Below are 17,425 nucleotides of genomic sequence, written 5' to 3'. Positions count from 1 at the left end.
GTCAGCTCTACTGCAGAAGTCGCGATTGCAGAAGGCAATAGTGTTCATACTGCCTGTAGAGGTTCCTTCGCCGGGAAAATGTCGATAAGGTAAGGGTCCAATTCCAAGACCCGCGAGGAGTAGTGATGAGCGAGGCGTTGTCCATCCACCATGACGAGACCGGTCACCAGTTCGAAGTCAACATCGACGGCTACCGTGCCTATCTGACGTACATGGACCTGGGTAAAGAGACCCTGGATATCTACCGTACGTTTGTTCCCAACGAATTGCGCGGACGGGGGATAGCGGCAGCATTGACCAAGGTGGCCCTCGACTACGCCGACCGGATTGGCTACACCGTGATTCCTTCGTGCTCCTACGTGGAACGCTACATGGAGCGCAACCAGCGCCAGGCTGCCAAGATCTGACCGAAGCGCTTCACACAGTAAAACGCCGAGCATGTGCTCGGCGTTGTCGTTTCTGCGGTACGGTCAGTCGCGTTTGCGCGCTGGCAATACGTCCTTGAGCTTGGCGTGCATGCTGCGCAGGGTCTTTTCAGTGCTTTCCCAGTCGATGCACGCATCGGTGATGGACACGCCGTATTGCAGGTCGGCGAGGTCTTTGGGAATGGCCTGGCAGCCCCAGTTCAGATGACTCTCGACCATCAGGCCGATGATTGACTGGTTGCCTTCGAGAATCTGGTTGGCGACGTTCTCCATCACCAGCGGTTGCAGTGCCGGGTCCTTGTTGGAGTTGGCGTGGCTGCAATCGACCATGATGTTCGGCTTGATCTTCGCCTTGTTCAGCGCCTGTTCACACAGCGCGACGCTGACCGAATCATAGTTGGGCTTGCCGTTGCCGCCGCGCAGCACGACGTGGCCGTAGGCATTGCCCTTGGTGGTGACGATGGACACGCCGCCTTCCTGATTGATACCCAGGAAGCGATGGGGGCTGGACACCGATTGCAGGGCGTTGATCGCCACGGTCAGGCCGCCGTCGGTGCCGTTCTTGAAGCCGACTGCGGAGGACAGGCCCGAGGCCATTTCCCGGTGAGTCTGGGATTCAGTGGTGCGCGCGCCGATGGCCGACCAACTGATCAGGTCCTGAAGGTACTGAGGCGAAATCGGGTCGAGGGCTTCGGTCGCGGTCGGCAGGCCTTTTTCGGCCAGGTCGCGCAGCAATTGACGGCCGATGTGCAGACCATCCTGAATCTTGAAAGAGTCGTCCAGGTACGGGTCGTTGATCAGGCCTTTCCAGCCCACGGTGGTGCGTGGCTTCTCGAAATACACACGCATGACCAGATACAACGTATCGGACACCTCGGCGGCGAGTGCTTTCAGGCGATCGGCGTATTCGTGGGCGGCCTTGAGGTCGTGGATCGAGCAGGGCCCGATCACGACGAACAGGCGGTGATCCTTGCCATCGAGGATGTTGCGGATGACTTCGCGGCCCTGGCTGACAGTGGCCTGGGCGGCGGCGGTCAGCGGGATTTCGCGTTTCAGCTGATCCGGGGTGATCAGTGTCTCGTTGGAGGCAACGTTGAGGTCGTCAATCGGTAAATCAGCCATCGTGTTACTCATCAGGTCACGGATGCTGGCCGCCAGCGTCCCCGTGCGGCGGAGCCGAGCATGATTGAGCGCAACGGGGGAGCCGAACCTTAGCGCGTTAGCCGGTGGTTCGACAATGGGTAAACGTGGCTTTCGTCCAACGGTTGCGGCATTGTCTGACCTGTCTGGGGTTGCGACAGGCATCACCCGAACATCATTCAGAGGAGAAGCGCGTGGATCAATTGCAACTGACGGACTTCGACCTCGACCAGCAACTTCTCAGCCTCCCCGGCGTCTCACTGCTGATTTTCACCAGCCTGGGCTGCTCCAGTTGCCGCTGGGCCCGACACCATTTGCCCGAGCAATCGTTGCCGCTGGATCGCCTGTGCTGGATCGATGCCGAAGAAAACGGCGGCGCGGTGCAGCGCTACGGCGTGTTTCATCTGCCGACGATGTTTGTGATCCGCGACGGTGCCTTCTTCGGGCCCCTTCGCACGCAGATGTCCGCCGAGGCCATTGTCCCGGGCCTGGCCCACGCGCTGGCAACGCCGCCAGACGAACTGCCCTGAAGAGGAGTTTCCATGAGCGAGAGCACAGCGAGCGAAAACGCAACCAGACCCCGGATCGGCATCATCGGCACCGGCGCGATCGGCGGCTTCTACGGCCTGATGCTGGCCCGGGCCGGCTTCGATGTGCACTTTCTGCTGCGCAGCGAATTCGAGGCCGTCGCTCGCAACGGCCTGCGGGTAGACAGCCATGTGCATGGCCCGTTGGTGCTGGAAAATGTCCAGGCCTACGCCTCCGCCGCCGACATGCCGCCCTGCGACTGGTTGCTGATCGGCGCCAAGACCACCGGCAACGGCGGGGTCGCTTCTGCGATCGTTCAGGCTGCGGCGCCGAGCGCCAAAGTTCTGCTGCTGCAAAACGGGCTGGGTGTCGAGGAAGACCTGCGCACCGAGCTACCGGATTCCCTTCATCTATTGGGCGGCCTGTGTTTTGTGTGGGTGCATCGCACAGGGCCAGGCCAGATCACCCACCAAGCCTTTGGCGCCGTGAATATCGGCTACCACAGTGGTCCGGCCGATACGGCAGCGCGCGCGAAGTGGGTCGAGCAGGGCGCGTCACTGTTTCACCAGGCCGGCATCGACTCCGTGGCGATGGACAATCTCGACAGGGCGCGCTGGCAGAAACTGGTGTGGAACGTGCCCTACAACGGGCTTTCCGTGCTGCTCAACGCCAGCACCACGCCGCTGATGGCCGACGCCGACAGTCGCGCGCTGATCCAGGGCCTGATGGCGGAAGTGGTGCAAGGCGCCGAAGCGTGCGGCCACGTGCTGCCGGAGGGTTACGCCGAGCAGTTGCTCAAGGTCACCGGCCATATGCCGGATTACCGGCCGAGCATGTACCACGACTTCACCGAAAAACGCCCGCTGGAACTCGACGCCATCTATGCCCGGCCCCTCGCAGCTGCGCTTGTCGCTGGCTGTGACATGCCCAAGGTGCGTGCCCTGTATCACGCGCTGGCGTTCATTGATCGCGGCAATCGTTGACGGCCATGGCCGTGCGCATGCCCAACTGCTGCTTTAAGGAAGACTGATGAGCACTGAGCTGAACGTTAAAACCCCGGGGAGCAAACTGGTGCTGGCGATTTCCTCGCGGGCGCTGTTTGATCTGCGGGAAAGCCATGACGTTTACATGGCCAATGGGGTCGCTGCCTATCGTCAGTACCAGATCGACCACGAGGATGAAATCCTCGAGCCCGGTGATGCGTTCCGGCTCGTGGAAAAGCTGCTCAGCCTCAACGCCAGCCTGAACCAGTCCCGGGTGGAAGTGGTGCTGGTTTCGCGCAACAGCGCCGACACCGGCTTGCGCGTGTTCAATTCGATTCAGCACTACGGCCTCGACATTTCCCGCGCGGCGTTCGTCGGCGGCCGTAGTCCGTTTCCGTATCTGGCCGCTTTCGGCAGTCATCTGTTCCTGTCGACCCACGCCGACAACGTGCGCAGCGCGCTGGACGCGGGGTTTGCCGCCGCGACCATCCTCTCCGGGGGCGCCCGTCGTGCGGCCAGTGCCGAGCTGCGTATTGCCTTCGACGGCGACGCCGTGCTGTTCTCCGATGAGTCCGAGCGCGTGTATCAGTCCGGTGGGCTGGAGGCGTTCCAGGCCAACGAGCGCGAGGCGGCGCGAAGGCCATTGCCCGGCGGCCCATTCAAACCCTTTCTCGCGGCATTGAACGCCCTGCAGCGTGAATTCCCCGAAGAGTCCTGCCCGATTCGCACGGCGCTGGTGACGGCGCGCTCGGCTCCCGCTCACGAGCGTGTAATCCGTACGCTGCGCGAGTGGGACATCCGTCTGGATGAGTCACTGTTTCTCGGCGGGTTGGACAAATCGGCGTTTCTCGAAGCCTTCGCGGCGGACGTGTTTTTCGACGATCAGCCGGGTCACTGCGAGCGGGCGCGTGAAGTCGTGGCAACCGGGCATGTGCCCCACGGCATCAGCAACGAGCTAAAACCCTGAGGCGTTAGACCGAAAAGCAGCAGTCGGCCGTCGCAGTGCGCGGCGCGCTGCTACGCTGATGAAGTCTTCATTTCACAGGCTGCCCGGGGGTCACATGATCCGTTCGATGCTCTACGCCACGGACCTCGGTGTGTACGCGCCGTATGTGTTGCAGCACGCGCTGGTGTTGGCGCGGACCTTCGATGCCGAACTGCATGTCGTGCATGTGGTGGAGCCGATGGGCGTGTTCGCCGAGTCCGTGCTGCAGAGCTATCTGGCGGCAGACGTCTTGAAAGAGCTGCACAGCGAGGGCGTTAACACAGTCATCGACGGCATTGAGGCGCGGGTGCTGGCCAGTTTTCGCGAGGAACTGGGCGAGGGGCATGAGGACCTGTCGCTGATTCGCAGCGTTCGTGTGGTCCAGGGCGACCCATCCAATGTGATACTCGATCAGGCGCGCCTGCTGGGTGTCGACCTGCTGGTGGTGGGCAGTCGCAGTCACGGCGGGGAGGGCGATACGCCGATTGGCCGAACGGCGGCGCGAGTGCTGCAACTGGCCGACGTGCCGGTGTACATGGTGCCGATGCTGCAAAGTCGTACACAAACGTGATCGCGTTCCGGGAATGTGCCAAGGGCGTTAAAAGCTGCGTGCCATTACCGGATAAAAGTGATAAAAAGTTCTAGCGTTGCCTTCCTGACCAATAATCCAGTTATATACCGTCGCTGATGCCCGTGGCGTCTTCCGGCTTTGAGGGATACATATGAAGCTTCAACAACTGCGCTACATCTGGGAAGTGGCGCACCACGACCTCAACGTTTCAGCGACCGCGCAAAGCCTCTACACCTCGCAGCCTGGCATCAGCAAGCAGATCCGACTGCTGGAAGACGAGCTGGGCGTCGAAGTCTTCGCCCGCAGCGGCAAGCACCTGACCCGCGTCACCCCGGCAGGCGAGCGCATTATCACCACCGCCGGCGAGATCCTGCGCAAGGTCGAGAGCATCAAGCAGATCGCCCAGGAATTCTCCAACGAGAAAAAGGGGACGCTGTCCATCGCCACCACCCACACCCAGGCGCGTTATGCGCTGCCGCCGGTGATCAGCAATTTCATCAAGCAGTACCCGGATGTGGCGCTGCACATGCATCAGGGCTCACCGATGCAGATCGCCGAAATGGCCGCCGACGGCACGGTCGATTTCGCTATCGCCACCGAAGCGCTGGAACTGTTCGGCGATCTGGTGATGATGCCGTGCTACACCTGGAACCGCTGCGTGGTCGTGCCCCAGGGCCACCCGCTGACCAAGGTGTCGAAGCTGACCCTGGAGATTCTCGCGGAATACCCCATCGTGACGTACGTGTTCGGTTTCACCGGACGTTCCAAACTCGACGAAGCATTCAGCCACCGTGGCCTGACGCCGAAAGTGGTGTTCACTGCCGCCGACGCTGACGTCATCAAGACCTACGTGCGACTGGGACTGGGCGTTGGTATCGTCGCGAAAATGGCCGTCGACCCGAAGCTGGACAGCGATCTGGTGGTGCTCGACGCCAGCGAACTGTTCGAAGCCAGCGTGACCAAGATAGGCTTCCGCCGTGGCACCTTTCTGCGCGGCTTCATGTGCGACTTCATCGAGAAATTCGCCCCGCACCTGACCCGCGACGTCATGGCCAAAGCCATTCAGTGCCACAACAAGCAGGAACTGGAAGAGCTGTTTGCCGGCGTTGAGCTGCCGGAGCATTAACAGGCCCGACCTGCGGGTCACGCCTTGCGCTTGACCTGTAGGAGTGAGCTTGCTCGCGATGCGTCAATTCAGGCGCTGAACGGCGTCTGCCAGACCGTCATCGCGAGCAAGCTCACTCCTACAGCGTTGCGATCTGCGCTCAGGACTTCGCGATCATATTCCCGGCATGCAGCCCGCATTCCTTCTGCGTCGCTTCTTCCCACCACCAGCGGCCTTCGCGTTCGTGCTGATTCGGCAGGACAGGGCGCGTGCAGGGTTCGCAGCCGATGCTGATGAAGCCGCGCTCGTGCAGGGTGTTGAAGGGCAGTTCAAGCATGCGGATGTAGTTCCACACGTCGGCGCTGCTCATCTGGGCCAGCGGGTTGAATTTGTACAACCTGCGCTCTGGGGTCGAGAACGCGCTGTCGATTTCCACCACGGCGACGTTGTTGCGCGTGCTCGGGCTCTGGTCGCGACGCTGACCGGTGGCCCAAGAGGTAACGCCGGACAGCTTGCGGCGCAACGGCTCGATCTTGCGGATCCCGCAGCACTCGCCATGGCCGTCGCGGTAAAAGCTGAACAAGCCCTTTTCCTTGACCATCGGCTCGAGCTTTTCGCGGTCCGGGCTGACGATGTCGATGTCGATTTTGTACTGCTCACGGACCTGATCGATGAAGCGATAGGTCTCCGGGTGCAGCCGGCCGGTGTCCAGGCTGAACACCTTGACGTTCTTGTTGATCTTCCAGGCCATGTCCACCAGCACCACGTCCTCCGCGCCACTGAAGGAAATCCACAGGTCGTCGCCGAAGTGCTGAAAGGCGAATTTGAGGATGTCGGACGGGGATTTGTGGGCGAAGGTGGTGGCGATGTCATCAACGTCGAAAGGGTGGTTCATCTGGGCGGCTTCCTGATCAGGGCTGGCGCTTAGGCGCTCGTAATGGCGCAGATGGTAACAAAAAACGTCGGGCCGTTTGGTTGAAAGCGGTGAGGATACGGGTGCTTTGGCGGGCGGCAAACCTGTGGGAGTGACCGGGGTGGCGCTCCACCTTGCTCACGAAGAGGTCAGTACATCCGCTAGATTTCCAGTGACCGGAATGCAGTCTTCGTGAGCAAGCGCACTCCTACAGGTCCAACGAATCGGCCGAAATCCGGAGGCGACCCACGATCCTGTGGGAGCGAGCTTGCTCGCGAATGCTTACTGTCATTTCCCAGAGAAAGCGGCTGGCTGGGCTGGCCTCTTCGTGAGCAAGCTCACTCCTACAGGTCCAACGAACCGGCCGAAATCCTGAGGCGAACCACGATCCTGTGGGAGCGAGCTTGCTCGCGAAGGCTTACTGTCATTTCCCAGAGAAAGTAGCTGGCTGGTTTGGCCTCTTCGTGAGCAAGCTCACTCCTACAGGTCCAACGAACCGGCCGAAATCCTGAGGAGACCCACGATCCTGTGGGAGCGAGCTTGCTCGCGAAGACTGCATTCCTGCCGGTAAAAATTTAGCGGATGTACCGACCTCTTCGTGAGCAAACTCACTCCCACATGGACCGTGTTCGCCGCCTCGCGGCGCGGTGTCTGCGCGATCGAGAGTCGGTCCATCCGCACCCGCCACGCCGCTCACAACCCCTCAAGCGTCTGCATCAACACCCGCACTTTGGTGAAGGTCTCCTGATATTCCGCCTCCCACTGCGAATCAGCGACGATGCCGCCTCCGCCCCAGCACGCCATCTGGCCGTCTTTTGCCAGCAAACTGCGGATCGCGATGGAACTGTCCATGCTGCCGCGCACGTCCAGGTACATCAACGAGCCGCAATACAGCGCCCGACGGCTGGGTTCCAGTTCGTCGATGATCTGCATGGCGCGGATCTTCGGCGCGCCGGTGATGGAGCCACCCGGAAAACTGCCGCCAATCAGGTCCAGCGCGTCCTTGCCGTCGGCGAGTTCGCCGGTGACGGCACTGACCAGGTGATGCACGTTGGGATAGCTCTCCAGGCTGAACAGCTCCGGCACGTTTACCGAACCGATGCGGCAGGTCCGGCCCAGGTCGTTGCGCAGCAGGTCGACGATCATCAGGTTCTCGGCGCGGTCTTTCGCGCTCGAAAGCAGCTCCTGAGCGAACGCGGCGTCCTCATCGGCATCCCGCCCGCGCGGACGCGTCCCTTTTATAGGCCGGGTCTCGACCTGGCGCTGACTGACTTTCACGAACCGCTCCGGCGACAGGCTCAACACTGCGTCCCCCTCCGGCAGGGCCAGATACCCGGCGAACGGCGTGGGGCAAGCGACCCGCAGCGCCTGATACGCTGCCCACGGATCACCGAGGTACTGCGCGCGAAAACGCTGGGAGAAATTGACCTGATAGCAGTCACCGGCCTGGATGTAGGCGTGAATCCTCACGATGGCCTGTCGGTACTGCTCGGCATCGATGTCCGGCGCGAAGGGTGCTGTCAGCTTGAACGATGCATCCCGTTTCGCCGCCGGTTGCTCGAACAGCGCGATCAGGCGCTGGCGTTCGACGTGATCAAGGGCAGGATGAAACACCAGTTGGCTGGTGTGCTCGTGGTGATCGCTGATCAGCGCCCAGGCGTAGAGCCCCAACCGCGCGGAAGGCAGGTGCAAGTCATCGATGGCCTGATCGGGCAGGGGTTCGAACAGGCGGCCGAAGTCATACGCCAGATAGCCGATCAATCCACCGGCGAACGGCAGCGCGCAGTGTTCGGGCAGGTCGGCTTCGCCGAGGCGGGCCAGTGATTCACGCAGGCGCTGAAGAAAGGCCGGCCCGGATTCGTCTGCCACCGGCTGCAGGGTTTCCAGCGGCCAGGCGCTGAGCAGATCGAAGCGGCCACGGTCGGCCTTCGGGCGACTGCTGTCCAGCAGCACGGCGCCCGGGGCAAGGCGCACGCGGGCGAAGTAGCCGCTGGGGTCGGCGTGATAGGGCAGCGGGTGTACGGAGCAAGTTGGCATGCGAGGCGTGGATCAGTCAGTGCGCGAGGACGGCGATTGTAGTCTTCCCCAAGGGCGAGTCCTAGGGGGAAGGCGCAGTCGCTGGCGGCTCGCCGTGCAAAATTCGTTGAGCCTCCTCCGGCGTCAGCGGGTAATCGAAAAAGCGCCGGTAGAAGTCCATCGTCCGTGCCGCCATGTCGACGTTCGGGAACAACGCCGGATGCAACTGCTGCGCGGCCCACGCCACCTGAAGCACCACTTCGGTGCCGTAACGGTCCCACGGGAAAACCCCGGCCGGGTTGCGCAGGACGCGCCCGTTGCGCACGGCATCAAGCTGGTTCAGCAACTGCGGTTGCGCTGCCTGATCCAGCTGACCTGCGTTCGCTGCGAGAATGACGACATCCGGCTGCCAGGCCAGCAACTGCTCAGCCGACACGATCTGCATATTGCCCTTGAGTCCCGTCGCGGCATTGCGGCCTCCGGCCAGCTTGATCCAGTCGTCGATCAACGTATCGGCGCCATCCACTTTCAGCGGATTCACTGACGCGATGTGCAGCACTTTTGGCCGCTGCTCAGTCGGGATACCGGCGACTACGTGATTGACCGCTGCCAGCTGCTGATCCAGAAACCCGTTGTAAGCAATGGCCCGCGCAGTGGGTTCCGCACCGCCGAGGGCCCTGGCGGTGTTGAGCATCGAGCGTTTCAGCCCGGCGAGGTCCGTGTAGCCCATCTGCATGACCGGCAGGCCGAGCTGTCGATAGGCGATGGCCTGCCGGTCGCCGAGGGCGGTGAACACCAGATCGACGTGCTCGGCGAGCAAGGTTTCGGCATTGAACGCCGTACCTTCGATGGCCGTGGCCTGGTGGAGTGCCGGGAGAACCTTGAACATCCACGGTTGGCTTTCAGGATGGTTGACCGTCGCGACAATGCGCGAGCCGGCCCCCAGCGTCATCAGCAACACGTGATGGGCATACCAGGCGTCAGCGATGCGCGCGGGTTCGGTGGGAATGCTGACCCGTTGGCCGTTATCGTCCTGCACTTGTCCGGGTTTCAGCGGAGGGGCCTGACTCTTCTGGCCGGCATTGTGCGGTCCAGCGAAGGCGCCGGCACTCAGGCTGACGAGCAGCACACCGCTCAACAAGCCTCTCAGCAAATGGCGCATGCCGAACTGCCGCATCTTCACAGGTCCACCTGAATCGACGCCTGCACCGTGCGCGGCGCGGCCGGTGTGGCGCTGGCTTGCCCGGCGCCGGTGTAGCCGTTCAGCCCGCCGGGGACGATGTTGGTCCAGTAGCGTTCGTTGGCCAGGTTGGTGACTTCGAGGCGGTAGACCGTGTCGCGCTTCATCAGCCGGGTGGTGTAGCTGGCGCCGGTGTCGAAGGTTGTGTAGCTGCCCACCCAGTGATCGTTGCTATCGTCGGTGGGGCGGGCGCTGGCATAACGGGCATTGAGGTTGACGGCGAGGCCCGGCACCTGATCGATGCGGTATTCGGTCAGCAGACTGGCCGTCATCCGTGAAAGCCCGACGATGCGCGTGTCTTCGGTGTTTTCGTTGCCGGTGGACAGCAGCTTCGGGTCCAGCCAGGTGATGCCGCCGAACATCTTGAGATTCTGAGTCAGGTCGCCGTCGGCGAGAAATTCCACCCCGCGATTGCGCTGATCACCCGCGACCGCATACAGGTTATCCGGCTGGGTGTAGGCGAACGGCCGCTTGATCTGAAATGCTGCCAGCGACAGGTTGACCCCGCGCGCAACCCATTTGCCGCCCAGCTCCCACATCCGGCTGCGATACGGCGACAGGATCGCCCCGGCGTTGCTGCTGCCGGCCGCCGCGCTGTCGCCCTGTTGCAGGCTGTCGGCGTAGGTCAGGTACAGCGTCAGGTCGTCCACCGGCTTGTACATCAGGCTACTCGCCGTGCTGATGCCCGAGTCTTGTGATGACGTGTGGACCCCCGCCTGGGAATAGTTGTCGGCGGTCAGGCGACTCTGGCTGCCGCTGAGCATCAGGCTCCATTTCGGTGTGAACGTCAGGGTGTCGCCCAGCACGAACGAACGCTGGCGGGCGTTGGCCGAGTGATAGCGGTCTGTGAAGTCAGGAAAATCCGGCTCGTCGAAGGCGACCGGGTTGTTCAAGGACGCGGTGCCCAGGGTTTTTGTGCCGCCGGCTACAGGGTTGTAGTTGTCCCAGTCAAAGCCGGTGACGCCAACGGTCAGGTCGTGGCGAATACCGGCGGTGTAGACGCTGCCGTTGAGGTTGGCCAGGTAGCTGTTGATGGTGAAACGGCTGGCAGTGGCGCTCGCCACCGAGCTGCGATAGGTGCCGGCGTTGTTGATCAGGGTGTTGGTGACCGCGGTGGATTCTCGGTCGGCGATCTGCCGCAGTGCGCCGACGTCGAGTTTCCAGTTGCCGTCGAAGTCGTGCTTGAAGTGCGCGCTGGCGGTGTCCGTGGTGTTGTTGTCGCCGGAATAATTTTGCCCGAGATTACTACGGGTCGGGTCCGGCGCGTGGGGCAGCGTCACGCCCGAGGCGACGGCGAACTTGCCGGGCAGTCCCTTGGACAGGTAGTCGTAGTGGCTGACGTTGGTTTCGATGACGCTGTCGTCATTGATCTGGACATCCGTGGCGAGACTCACCAGCTGCCGGCGCAAGGTGCTGCCGGGGGCATAACTCTGGCCCTGTTCGTCGGCGACGTTCAGGCGGTATTTGATCTTGCCGTCCGGGTCGAACGGGCCGCTCAGGTCAGCGGCCTTGAGCCAGGTCAGCCCGGTGCCTACGCCGACCGTCACCCGATTGCGGGTGAAGTCCGTCGGGCGTTTCGACAGCAGGTTGAACGTGCCGGCCGGATTCGCCGGGCCATACAGCGACCCCGACAGGCCGCTCAGCACTTCGACCCCGCCCAGTTGTTCTGCCGGGTAATCGGTGGTCGACACCACGTTGAGGCCATCCAGCCGGCTGTTCTGCACCACGCTGCCCTGCAGGCCCCGGGTTTGCGGCCGGGCGCCGTCGGCCTGCACCGAGGGCATGTAGCGAATGATGTCCTTGAAGCTCTTGAGCTGCTGGCTGTCGATCAGGTCGGAGGACAGCACGCTGATGGAGTAGGGCGTGTCCAGCAGCCTGCGCTCACCCATCGGGCCGAGGGTCGCCGACTTCTCCCGCGCCTGATCGGCAATCGACTGTTCGGCGCTGATGTCCAGCGGCGCCAGGGTCATTTCTTGCGCCAGACTGACCTGGGCGAAGCCGCCCAACAACAGCGGCGCGAACGCCAGGCGCGTGGAAAAGGATCGGATCATGAAATCACTCAGCAAGGAATAAAAAAGCGGTGGCCGCCGGTGTCGATCTGCTCGACGGCGACCTGGTAAAGACGCGCCATGAGCGCGCTGTCGATGACGTCGTGGGGGGAGCCGTCGGCGATGAGTCGGCCGTCGTGCAGCACCAGCACGCGATTGGCCGACGCAAGGGCGTGTTCGGGGCGATGGGTGCTGGACAGAATGCTGATGCCTTGGGCAGCGAGGCGCTTGAGCAAGGCCAGCAGGCGTAACTGATGGCCGTAATCGAGCCCGGTGACCGGTTCGTCGAGCACGATGATGTTGGCGCGCTGGACCATGGCCCGGGCGATCAGCACCAACTGGCGCTCACCGCCGGACAGTTCGGTGTACGGCCGTTCACTCAAGTGCAGGATGCCCAGGTCGGTCAGGGCATGCTGCACAGAGGTTTTGTCGTCGCGGCTCGGTGCATGGCCCAGCCCCACTGTGGGCAATCGGCCCTGCCCGACGATGTGGGCGACGCTGAACGGAAAGCTCGGGACGTGGCTCTGCGGCACGTAGGCAATCTGCCGGGCCACGGCGCGGCGCTTCATCGAGCGCATCGGTTGGCCGTCGATCAGCACCTCGCCGGAGTGCGGCGTCAGCAACCCCAGCAGCAGCCTCATCAACGTGCTTTTTCCGGCGCCGTTGGCCCCCAGCAGGGCAATGTTGTCGCCGGCGGCAATGTCCAGCGAGACGTTATCGAGGATCAAGCGCTCGCCGATCCGATAGGTCAGTCCGCGGGCCTGCAAGCGCTTCATAGCCAACCCTTGCGCACGCGATGCAGCACCAGCACAAAGGCGATCGCGCCGAACAACTCGGTAATGATGCCGAGGGGGATTTCTCCCGCCGACACGCTTCGGGCGACGCCGTCGGCCGCCAGCAGGAAGATCCCGCCCAGGCAGGCGCTAAGGGGCAGCAGACGCGTATTGCCGGGGCCGGCCAGCAACCGCGCCAAGTGCGGAATCAAAAGACCGATCCAGCCGACCATCCCCGCCAGACTCACAGTGAGTGCGCAGATCAGCGTGGTGAGGACAATCAGGCCGCCACGAATCTGCTCGACCGGCACGCCCAGGCTCAGGGCCTCGTCATCACTCAGGGAAAGCGCGTCGATGGCGCGGCCGGTCAGGCACAGCAGCACGATGGCGATGGCGAGGATCGGGCCGATGATCCACAGCGCCTGCACGTCCACGGCACTGAGGCTGCCGAGCAGCCAATAGACGATGCTCGGCAACTGGTCCAGCGGATCGGCCATGTACTGGGCGATGGACAGCAGCGAGGTGAAGAGGGCGTTCGCGACAATGCCGCCGAGCACCAACAGGAGGATCGAGGGGGTCTGGAACATGTGCGCGATGCCCAGACCGACCGCCACGGCGATGAGCCCGGTCACGCACGCCACCAGCGCAATGGCCAAGGGCGGCAGATGCCAGATGATCCCCAGCGCAGCGCCGAACGCACAACCGCTCAACACGCCGAGCAAACCCGGCGACACCAGCGGATTGCGGAACACGCCCTGATACGCCGCGCCCGAAACAGAAAGCCCGGCGCCCACCAGCACCGCGGCGATGACCCGTGGCAGGCGCGCCTCGATGATCAGGCTGTGCAGCAGGTCGTAGCGCCGGGCGGGCATGTCGCTGATGCCCAGCATGGTTGCGACAAACGAGCAGAGGTCGTTTATTGATACGTGATAACGCCCCAGCAACAGCGCGCAGGCGGCCGTCACGATCAATGCCAACAGGCTGAGCAACAGAGGGGAATACAGCTTGGCAGAAGACATCTGTCACTCATTGTTTCGGTATGTAAAAAACTATACAGCGATAAACGGGGGTTCTCTAGGGACGGGATGCCGCAGGGGGAGAATCTTCATTTAGCAGGGGTTGTGGCTGGGGAGTTCGGCTCGGGGTTTGCGGTGTGACGCCTGACGTCTTCCCGGCTAAAGCCGGTCCCACAGTCGAGGTCCAGCCAACAGTCGGCGTTTCAGCCGGTCCCATTGACAGCACGCGGTATTTAGTGGGACCGGCTTCAGCCGGGAAGGGGCCGGTGTGAGCGGCATCAATGTGTCAGAGGAACACTGAACATCGTGATCAACAGACAGACGCTCAAACGTGCCCAAACAACCCCTGAGCAAACCTGACCCGCTCTTCCGGGCTTTCCTGAACACCTTCCGCCGCCAGCTCTTCCAGCCGCTTCTCCACCGCCACGGTCCGGTGAGTCAGCCCGCAATCGTTGGCGATCTGGATGTTGAGCCCAGGTCTGGCATTCAACTCCAGAATCAACGGCCCGCGATCCTGGTCCAGCACCATGTCGACGCCGATATACCCCAGCCCGCACAGCTCGTAGCATTCAGCCGCGAGCTTCATGAAACCGTCCCAGTTCGGCAGTTGCACGCCATCCACCGCATTGGTGGTGTCGGGGTGCTTGCTGATGATGTTGTTCAGCCAGGTGCCGCGCAGCGTCAGGCCGGTCGCCAGATCGACGCCGACACCGATGGCGCCCTGGTGCAGGTTGGCCTTGCCGCCAGACTGCCGGGTGGGCAGCCGCAGCATGGCCATCACCGGATAGCCCATCAGCACGATCACGCGGATGTCCGGGACGCCCTCGTAACTGATGCTCTTGAAAATCTGATCGGGCGTGACCCGGTATTCGATCAGCGCGCGATCGCGGTGGCCACCCAGGGAATACAGCCCGGTGAGGATGCTGGATATCTGATGCTCGATTTCATCGTGGCTGATGATGCGCCCGGAGACCGTGCGGAAGCGCTCTTCGAAACGGTCGGCGATGACCAGAATGCCGTCGCCACCCGCGCCTTTGGCGGGCTTGATCACAAAGTCACTGCGCCCGCCGATGATGGTGTCGAGCTTGTCGATTTCCTTTTCGGTGGAAATGATCCCGTACAATTCAGGCACATGAATGCCCGCCGCGATGGCCCGCTCCTTGGTGATGATCTTGTCATCGACGATGGGGTAGAGGCTGCGCTTGTTGTACTTGAGCACGTAGTCGGCGTTACGCCGGTTGATGCCCATGATCCCCTTGGCTTCCAGCGCCTTCCAGGTTTTCCACCAGCCGATCATTGATGGTGTTCCCGCTCGGCATCTTCCTTGAGGAAGGCCTTGAAGCGAATCAGCTCGGTCAGCCGATAACCGCGATAACGCCCCATCGCCAACATGAAGCCCACCAGAATCAGCAGGATCGCCGGGAAGGTGAACACGAAGTAGATGAACTCCGGAATGCTCATGATGATGTGCGCCAGGGAGGCCGCGAACAGCGTGCCGATGGCGACTTTCATGGCATGCCCACCGCCGCGCTCTTCCCAGGTGATCGACAGGCGTTCGATGGTCATGGTCAGAATCACCATCGGGAACAGCGCCACCGACAGCCCGCGCTCAAGGCCCAACTTGTGGCTGAACAGGCTGATGGCAGCAATCAGCACCACCACGAAGGTCAGCACCACCGACAGCCTGGGGAGCATTTGCAGCTTGAGGTGTTCCAGGTACGAGCGCAGGGACAGGCCCAGCGCCGTGATGATGGTGAACAACACGATGCCAAAGCCCAGCTGGGTCTCGCGAAACGCCAGCGCGATCAGCACCGGGGTGAAGGTCCCCAGCGTCTGCAGGCCCACGAGGTTGCGCAGGATCAGGATGACCAGCACGCCGATCGGGATCATCACCATGATCATGAAGGTTTGCTGGGTTTGCAGCGGCAAGCTGTAGAGCGAGTACTCGAGGAAGTCGGCGTCGGTGCTTTCATCGGTCAGCTTGGCCAGACGAATCGCGTTCATCTCGCTGTTGTTCAGGCTGAAATTGACCGTGGCCTTTTTGCCGCCCTCGACGGAGATCAGGTTGTCATTGCCGATCCACCACAGCAGGCGGTCCTGGGGCAGGCCCGCTTCACCGGTTTCCGGATTGAAATACAGCCAGTCCTTGCCATTGAAGCTGCGCAGCCACAGTTCCGGCGACTGCGGCTGATCGGCGACCAAGCGGATGGTGTGGGCTTTCTCCACTGGCACGTGGGCGATGGACAAAAGGGTTTCGGTGATGCGCGCCTTGTTCGCCACCGACGTATCGCCGGCCAGCAGCAGTTTGACGTTGTCGTCGCTTAGATTGTTGACCCGCTTGATGGCTTCGCTGACGAAGGTTTCGACATCGGCGGAGTGCTGCCGGATGGGCGCAAGCAGGGCGTCGGCGGCGATTTTTTCCGGCCCTTCGATGACGATGCTGTCGCGGAAGATCGGGCCTTTGATCTTGGCTTTCTCGCCGCTGTAGCGCTTGGTCAATACCAGTCGGTAGTACAGCGTCTGATTGCCGGTGGCCCGGCGCGCGGACCAGGTGACCTTGCGGTTGCCGTCGGCGCGGTTGACGTTCACGCCATAGTTGTTGGAGATGAAGCTTTCATTGAGGCTGATGTAATCGCGGGACAGCGGCGGCACGTACATCTGCACCTTAACCGTGTCCTTGGGGTTGGCGACGAACTCAACCTTGGCGTCGATGTTCCACAGGTCGTCGGTTTCATCTTCGGTCACCGGAATGCCGAGTACCAATATCTGATAAGCCGTGATCGAGATGCCCAGCGTGACGAGGGTCGCGATCAGGATCTTCAGATGGAGGGTAAGAGAGCGCATGTCGTTACTCTGCGGTTGGAGCATTGACGCAGGCAGGCTTGCCCGCTGCGTATTTCAGGCTTGGATCGACCAGCGCATCGAAGTGCTTGAGGGCTTCGGAGCCAATCAAAAGCGGGTATTGGAATGCGCTGCGGTCGGTCAAGTTCACTTCTATGGTGCGCAGCGCCCCGCCCATGCAGACATCCAGGCTGATGACCGGGCGTGCGGTGTATTTCTTGTCGTCATCGGCGTCGATGTCACCTGCGCGGCGCTTGATCTTGCTGACCCGCGCCAGGGGGCGTTCGATGGGGTGCTCGTGGGCGTCGTCGATGGCCAGGTAAAAACGCACCCAGGAATCGCCATTGCGCTTGAAGCGTTTGATGTCGCGGGCGCTCAGGGAGGCGGTTTTGGCGCCGGTGTCCAGCTTGGCCGCGACCTGCAGGTCGATGTCGGCCAGCTCGGCATATTCGTTCAGGCCATACACCGTCTTTTCAGCGGCCAGGGCCAGGCTGGGGAGAAAAAAACCGGGCAAAAAGAGGCCTGGCAGGTACAGGGATAAGAGGAAGAGAAGAGGGTGGCGGCTCATAAGTCCAGGCGCGATGAAAAGTGAAGAAGCTGCTTTGACGTCGAAAAGTGGTTTTGGTTTGACCAAGGGTGCCGCTCCTGCGAAAGCCGCCTGCTGCCCGCGTGGGCGTTCTGAGGCGGCCGGCATTCTAGCATGAAGCTTTTACGGCACCAGCGAAGGGCGGCGCGGATACGAGCTGTAGGACATTTCGTCAAAAAGTGTCGCTATGAGGAGATTGTCGACAATAAATTGTTTTGCTTTGACGAATCTGGCTTATTTCGCTAGATTTGCTGG

At 62.1% G+C, this 17,425-nt stretch carries 16 protein-coding genes; 6 read left to right on the top strand and 10 right to left on the bottom strand.

The genetic code is table 11. From position 1 onward, the window contains the following. The first annotated feature begins 125 nt into the window (after positions 1-125). Positions 126-407 carry a GNAT family N-acetyltransferase gene (locus QWI20_RS03090; protein WP_065988521.1) on the top strand — a complete coding sequence of 94 codons (282 nt, stop codon included), beginning with the start codon at positions 126-128 and terminating at the stop codon, positions 405-407. A 63-nt stretch (positions 408-470) separates the two neighbouring features. Here QWI20_RS03090 and QWI20_RS03085 read toward each other — a convergent pair whose 3' ends face one another. Continuing rightward, on the bottom strand, positions 471-1,547 hold the full coding sequence (locus tag QWI20_RS03085; RefSeq protein WP_369304118.1) for a 3-deoxy-7-phosphoheptulonate synthase: 1,077 nt from the start codon (positions 1,545-1,547) through the stop codon (positions 471-473). A gap of 212 nt (positions 1,548-1,759) precedes the next feature. Between QWI20_RS03085 and QWI20_RS03080 the strand changes: the two genes are divergently transcribed. The 5 genes from QWI20_RS03080 to cysB all read left to right on the top strand — a co-directional run bounded on the left by QWI20_RS03080 (position 1,760) and on the right by cysB (position 5,758). Beyond that, positions 1,760-2,095: a thioredoxin family protein gene (locus QWI20_RS03080; RefSeq protein ID WP_369304117.1), complete on the top strand. Its 336-nt coding sequence runs from the start codon at positions 1,760-1,762 to the stop codon at positions 2,093-2,095. A gap of 12 nt (positions 2,096-2,107) precedes the next feature. Next, positions 2,108-3,076: a putative 2-dehydropantoate 2-reductase gene (locus QWI20_RS03075; protein ID WP_369304116.1), complete on the top strand. Its 969-nt coding sequence runs from the start codon at positions 2,108-2,110 to the stop codon at positions 3,074-3,076. Between the two features lie 46 nt (positions 3,077-3,122). Further along, complete coding sequence (locus tag QWI20_RS03070; protein WP_369304115.1) at positions 3,123-4,043, top strand: 5'-nucleotidase; 921 nt, start codon at positions 3,123-3,125, stop codon at positions 4,041-4,043. Between the two features lie 94 nt (positions 4,044-4,137). Then, positions 4,138-4,632 (top strand): universal stress protein, encoded by a 495-nt coding sequence (locus QWI20_RS03065; protein WP_369304114.1) that lies wholly within the window; start codon positions 4,138-4,140, stop codon positions 4,630-4,632. A 151-nt stretch (positions 4,633-4,783) separates the two neighbouring features. Next, a complete protein-coding gene (cysB, locus tag QWI20_RS03060) occupies positions 4,784-5,758 on the top strand; it encodes an HTH-type transcriptional regulator CysB (protein ID WP_369304113.1) in 975 nt (324 codons plus the stop codon). A gap of 139 nt (positions 5,759-5,897) precedes the next feature. Here cysB and QWI20_RS03055 read toward each other — a convergent pair whose 3' ends face one another. The 9 genes from QWI20_RS03055 to QWI20_RS03015 all read right to left on the bottom strand — a co-directional run bounded on the left by QWI20_RS03055 (position 5,898) and on the right by QWI20_RS03015 (position 17,152). Next, positions 5,898-6,632, bottom strand: a complete 735-nt coding sequence (locus QWI20_RS03055) for a phosphoadenylyl-sulfate reductase (protein WP_369304112.1) — start codon at positions 6,630-6,632, stop codon at positions 5,898-5,900. Positions 6,633-7,343: 711 nt separating this feature from the next. Next, positions 7,344-8,687, bottom strand: coding sequence for an aminodeoxychorismate synthase component I (pabB, locus tag QWI20_RS03050; protein ID WP_369304111.1), 1,344 nt, complete (start codon positions 8,685-8,687; stop codon positions 7,344-7,346). 61 nt (positions 8,688-8,748) lie between these two features. Continuing rightward, positions 8,749-9,843 carry an ABC transporter substrate-binding protein gene (locus QWI20_RS03045; RefSeq protein WP_369304288.1) on the bottom strand — a complete coding sequence of 365 codons (1,095 nt, stop codon included), beginning with the start codon at positions 9,841-9,843 and terminating at the stop codon, positions 8,749-8,751. Positions 9,844-9,845: 2 nt separating this feature from the next. Then, the gene (locus tag QWI20_RS03040) at positions 9,846-11,957 is read right to left on the bottom strand and encodes a TonB-dependent receptor (RefSeq protein WP_369304110.1); all 2,112 of its coding nucleotides are present in this window, start codon (positions 11,955-11,957) and stop codon (positions 9,846-9,848) included. 8 nt (positions 11,958-11,965) lie between these two features. Continuing rightward, positions 11,966-12,730 carry an ABC transporter ATP-binding protein gene (locus QWI20_RS03035; RefSeq protein ID WP_369304109.1) on the bottom strand — a complete coding sequence of 255 codons (765 nt, stop codon included), beginning with the start codon at positions 12,728-12,730 and terminating at the stop codon, positions 11,966-11,968. Beyond that, positions 12,727-13,746, bottom strand: coding sequence for a FecCD family ABC transporter permease (locus tag QWI20_RS03030; RefSeq protein ID WP_369304108.1), 1,020 nt, complete (start codon positions 13,744-13,746; stop codon positions 12,727-12,729). Before QWI20_RS03030 ends, QWI20_RS03035 begins: the two co-directional genes overlap by 4 nt. 322 nt (positions 13,747-14,068) lie before the next feature. Further along, a complete protein-coding gene (locus tag QWI20_RS03025) occupies positions 14,069-15,037 on the bottom strand; it encodes an alpha-L-glutamate ligase-like protein (protein ID WP_369304287.1) in 969 nt (322 codons plus the stop codon). Next, positions 15,037-16,587 carry an inactive transglutaminase family protein gene (locus QWI20_RS03020; protein WP_369304107.1) on the bottom strand — a complete coding sequence of 517 codons (1,551 nt, stop codon included), beginning with the start codon at positions 16,585-16,587 and terminating at the stop codon, positions 15,037-15,039. Before QWI20_RS03020 ends, QWI20_RS03025 begins: the two co-directional genes overlap by 1 nt. A 4-nt stretch (positions 16,588-16,591) precedes the next feature. Continuing rightward, complete coding sequence (locus tag QWI20_RS03015; RefSeq protein ID WP_369304106.1) at positions 16,592-17,152, bottom strand: ATP-dependent zinc protease; 561 nt, start codon at positions 17,150-17,152, stop codon at positions 16,592-16,594. Positions 17,153-17,425 lie beyond the last annotated feature (273 nt).

Origin of the sequence: Pseudomonas sp. W2-17, assembly GCF_041060445.1 — a bacterium.
In the GTDB taxonomy this organism is placed as follows: domain Bacteria; phylum Pseudomonadota; class Gammaproteobacteria; order Pseudomonadales; family Pseudomonadaceae; genus Aquipseudomonas.
Note: the sequence above shows the minus strand (reverse complement) of the source record. Positions and strands in the feature narration are given on the sequence as shown.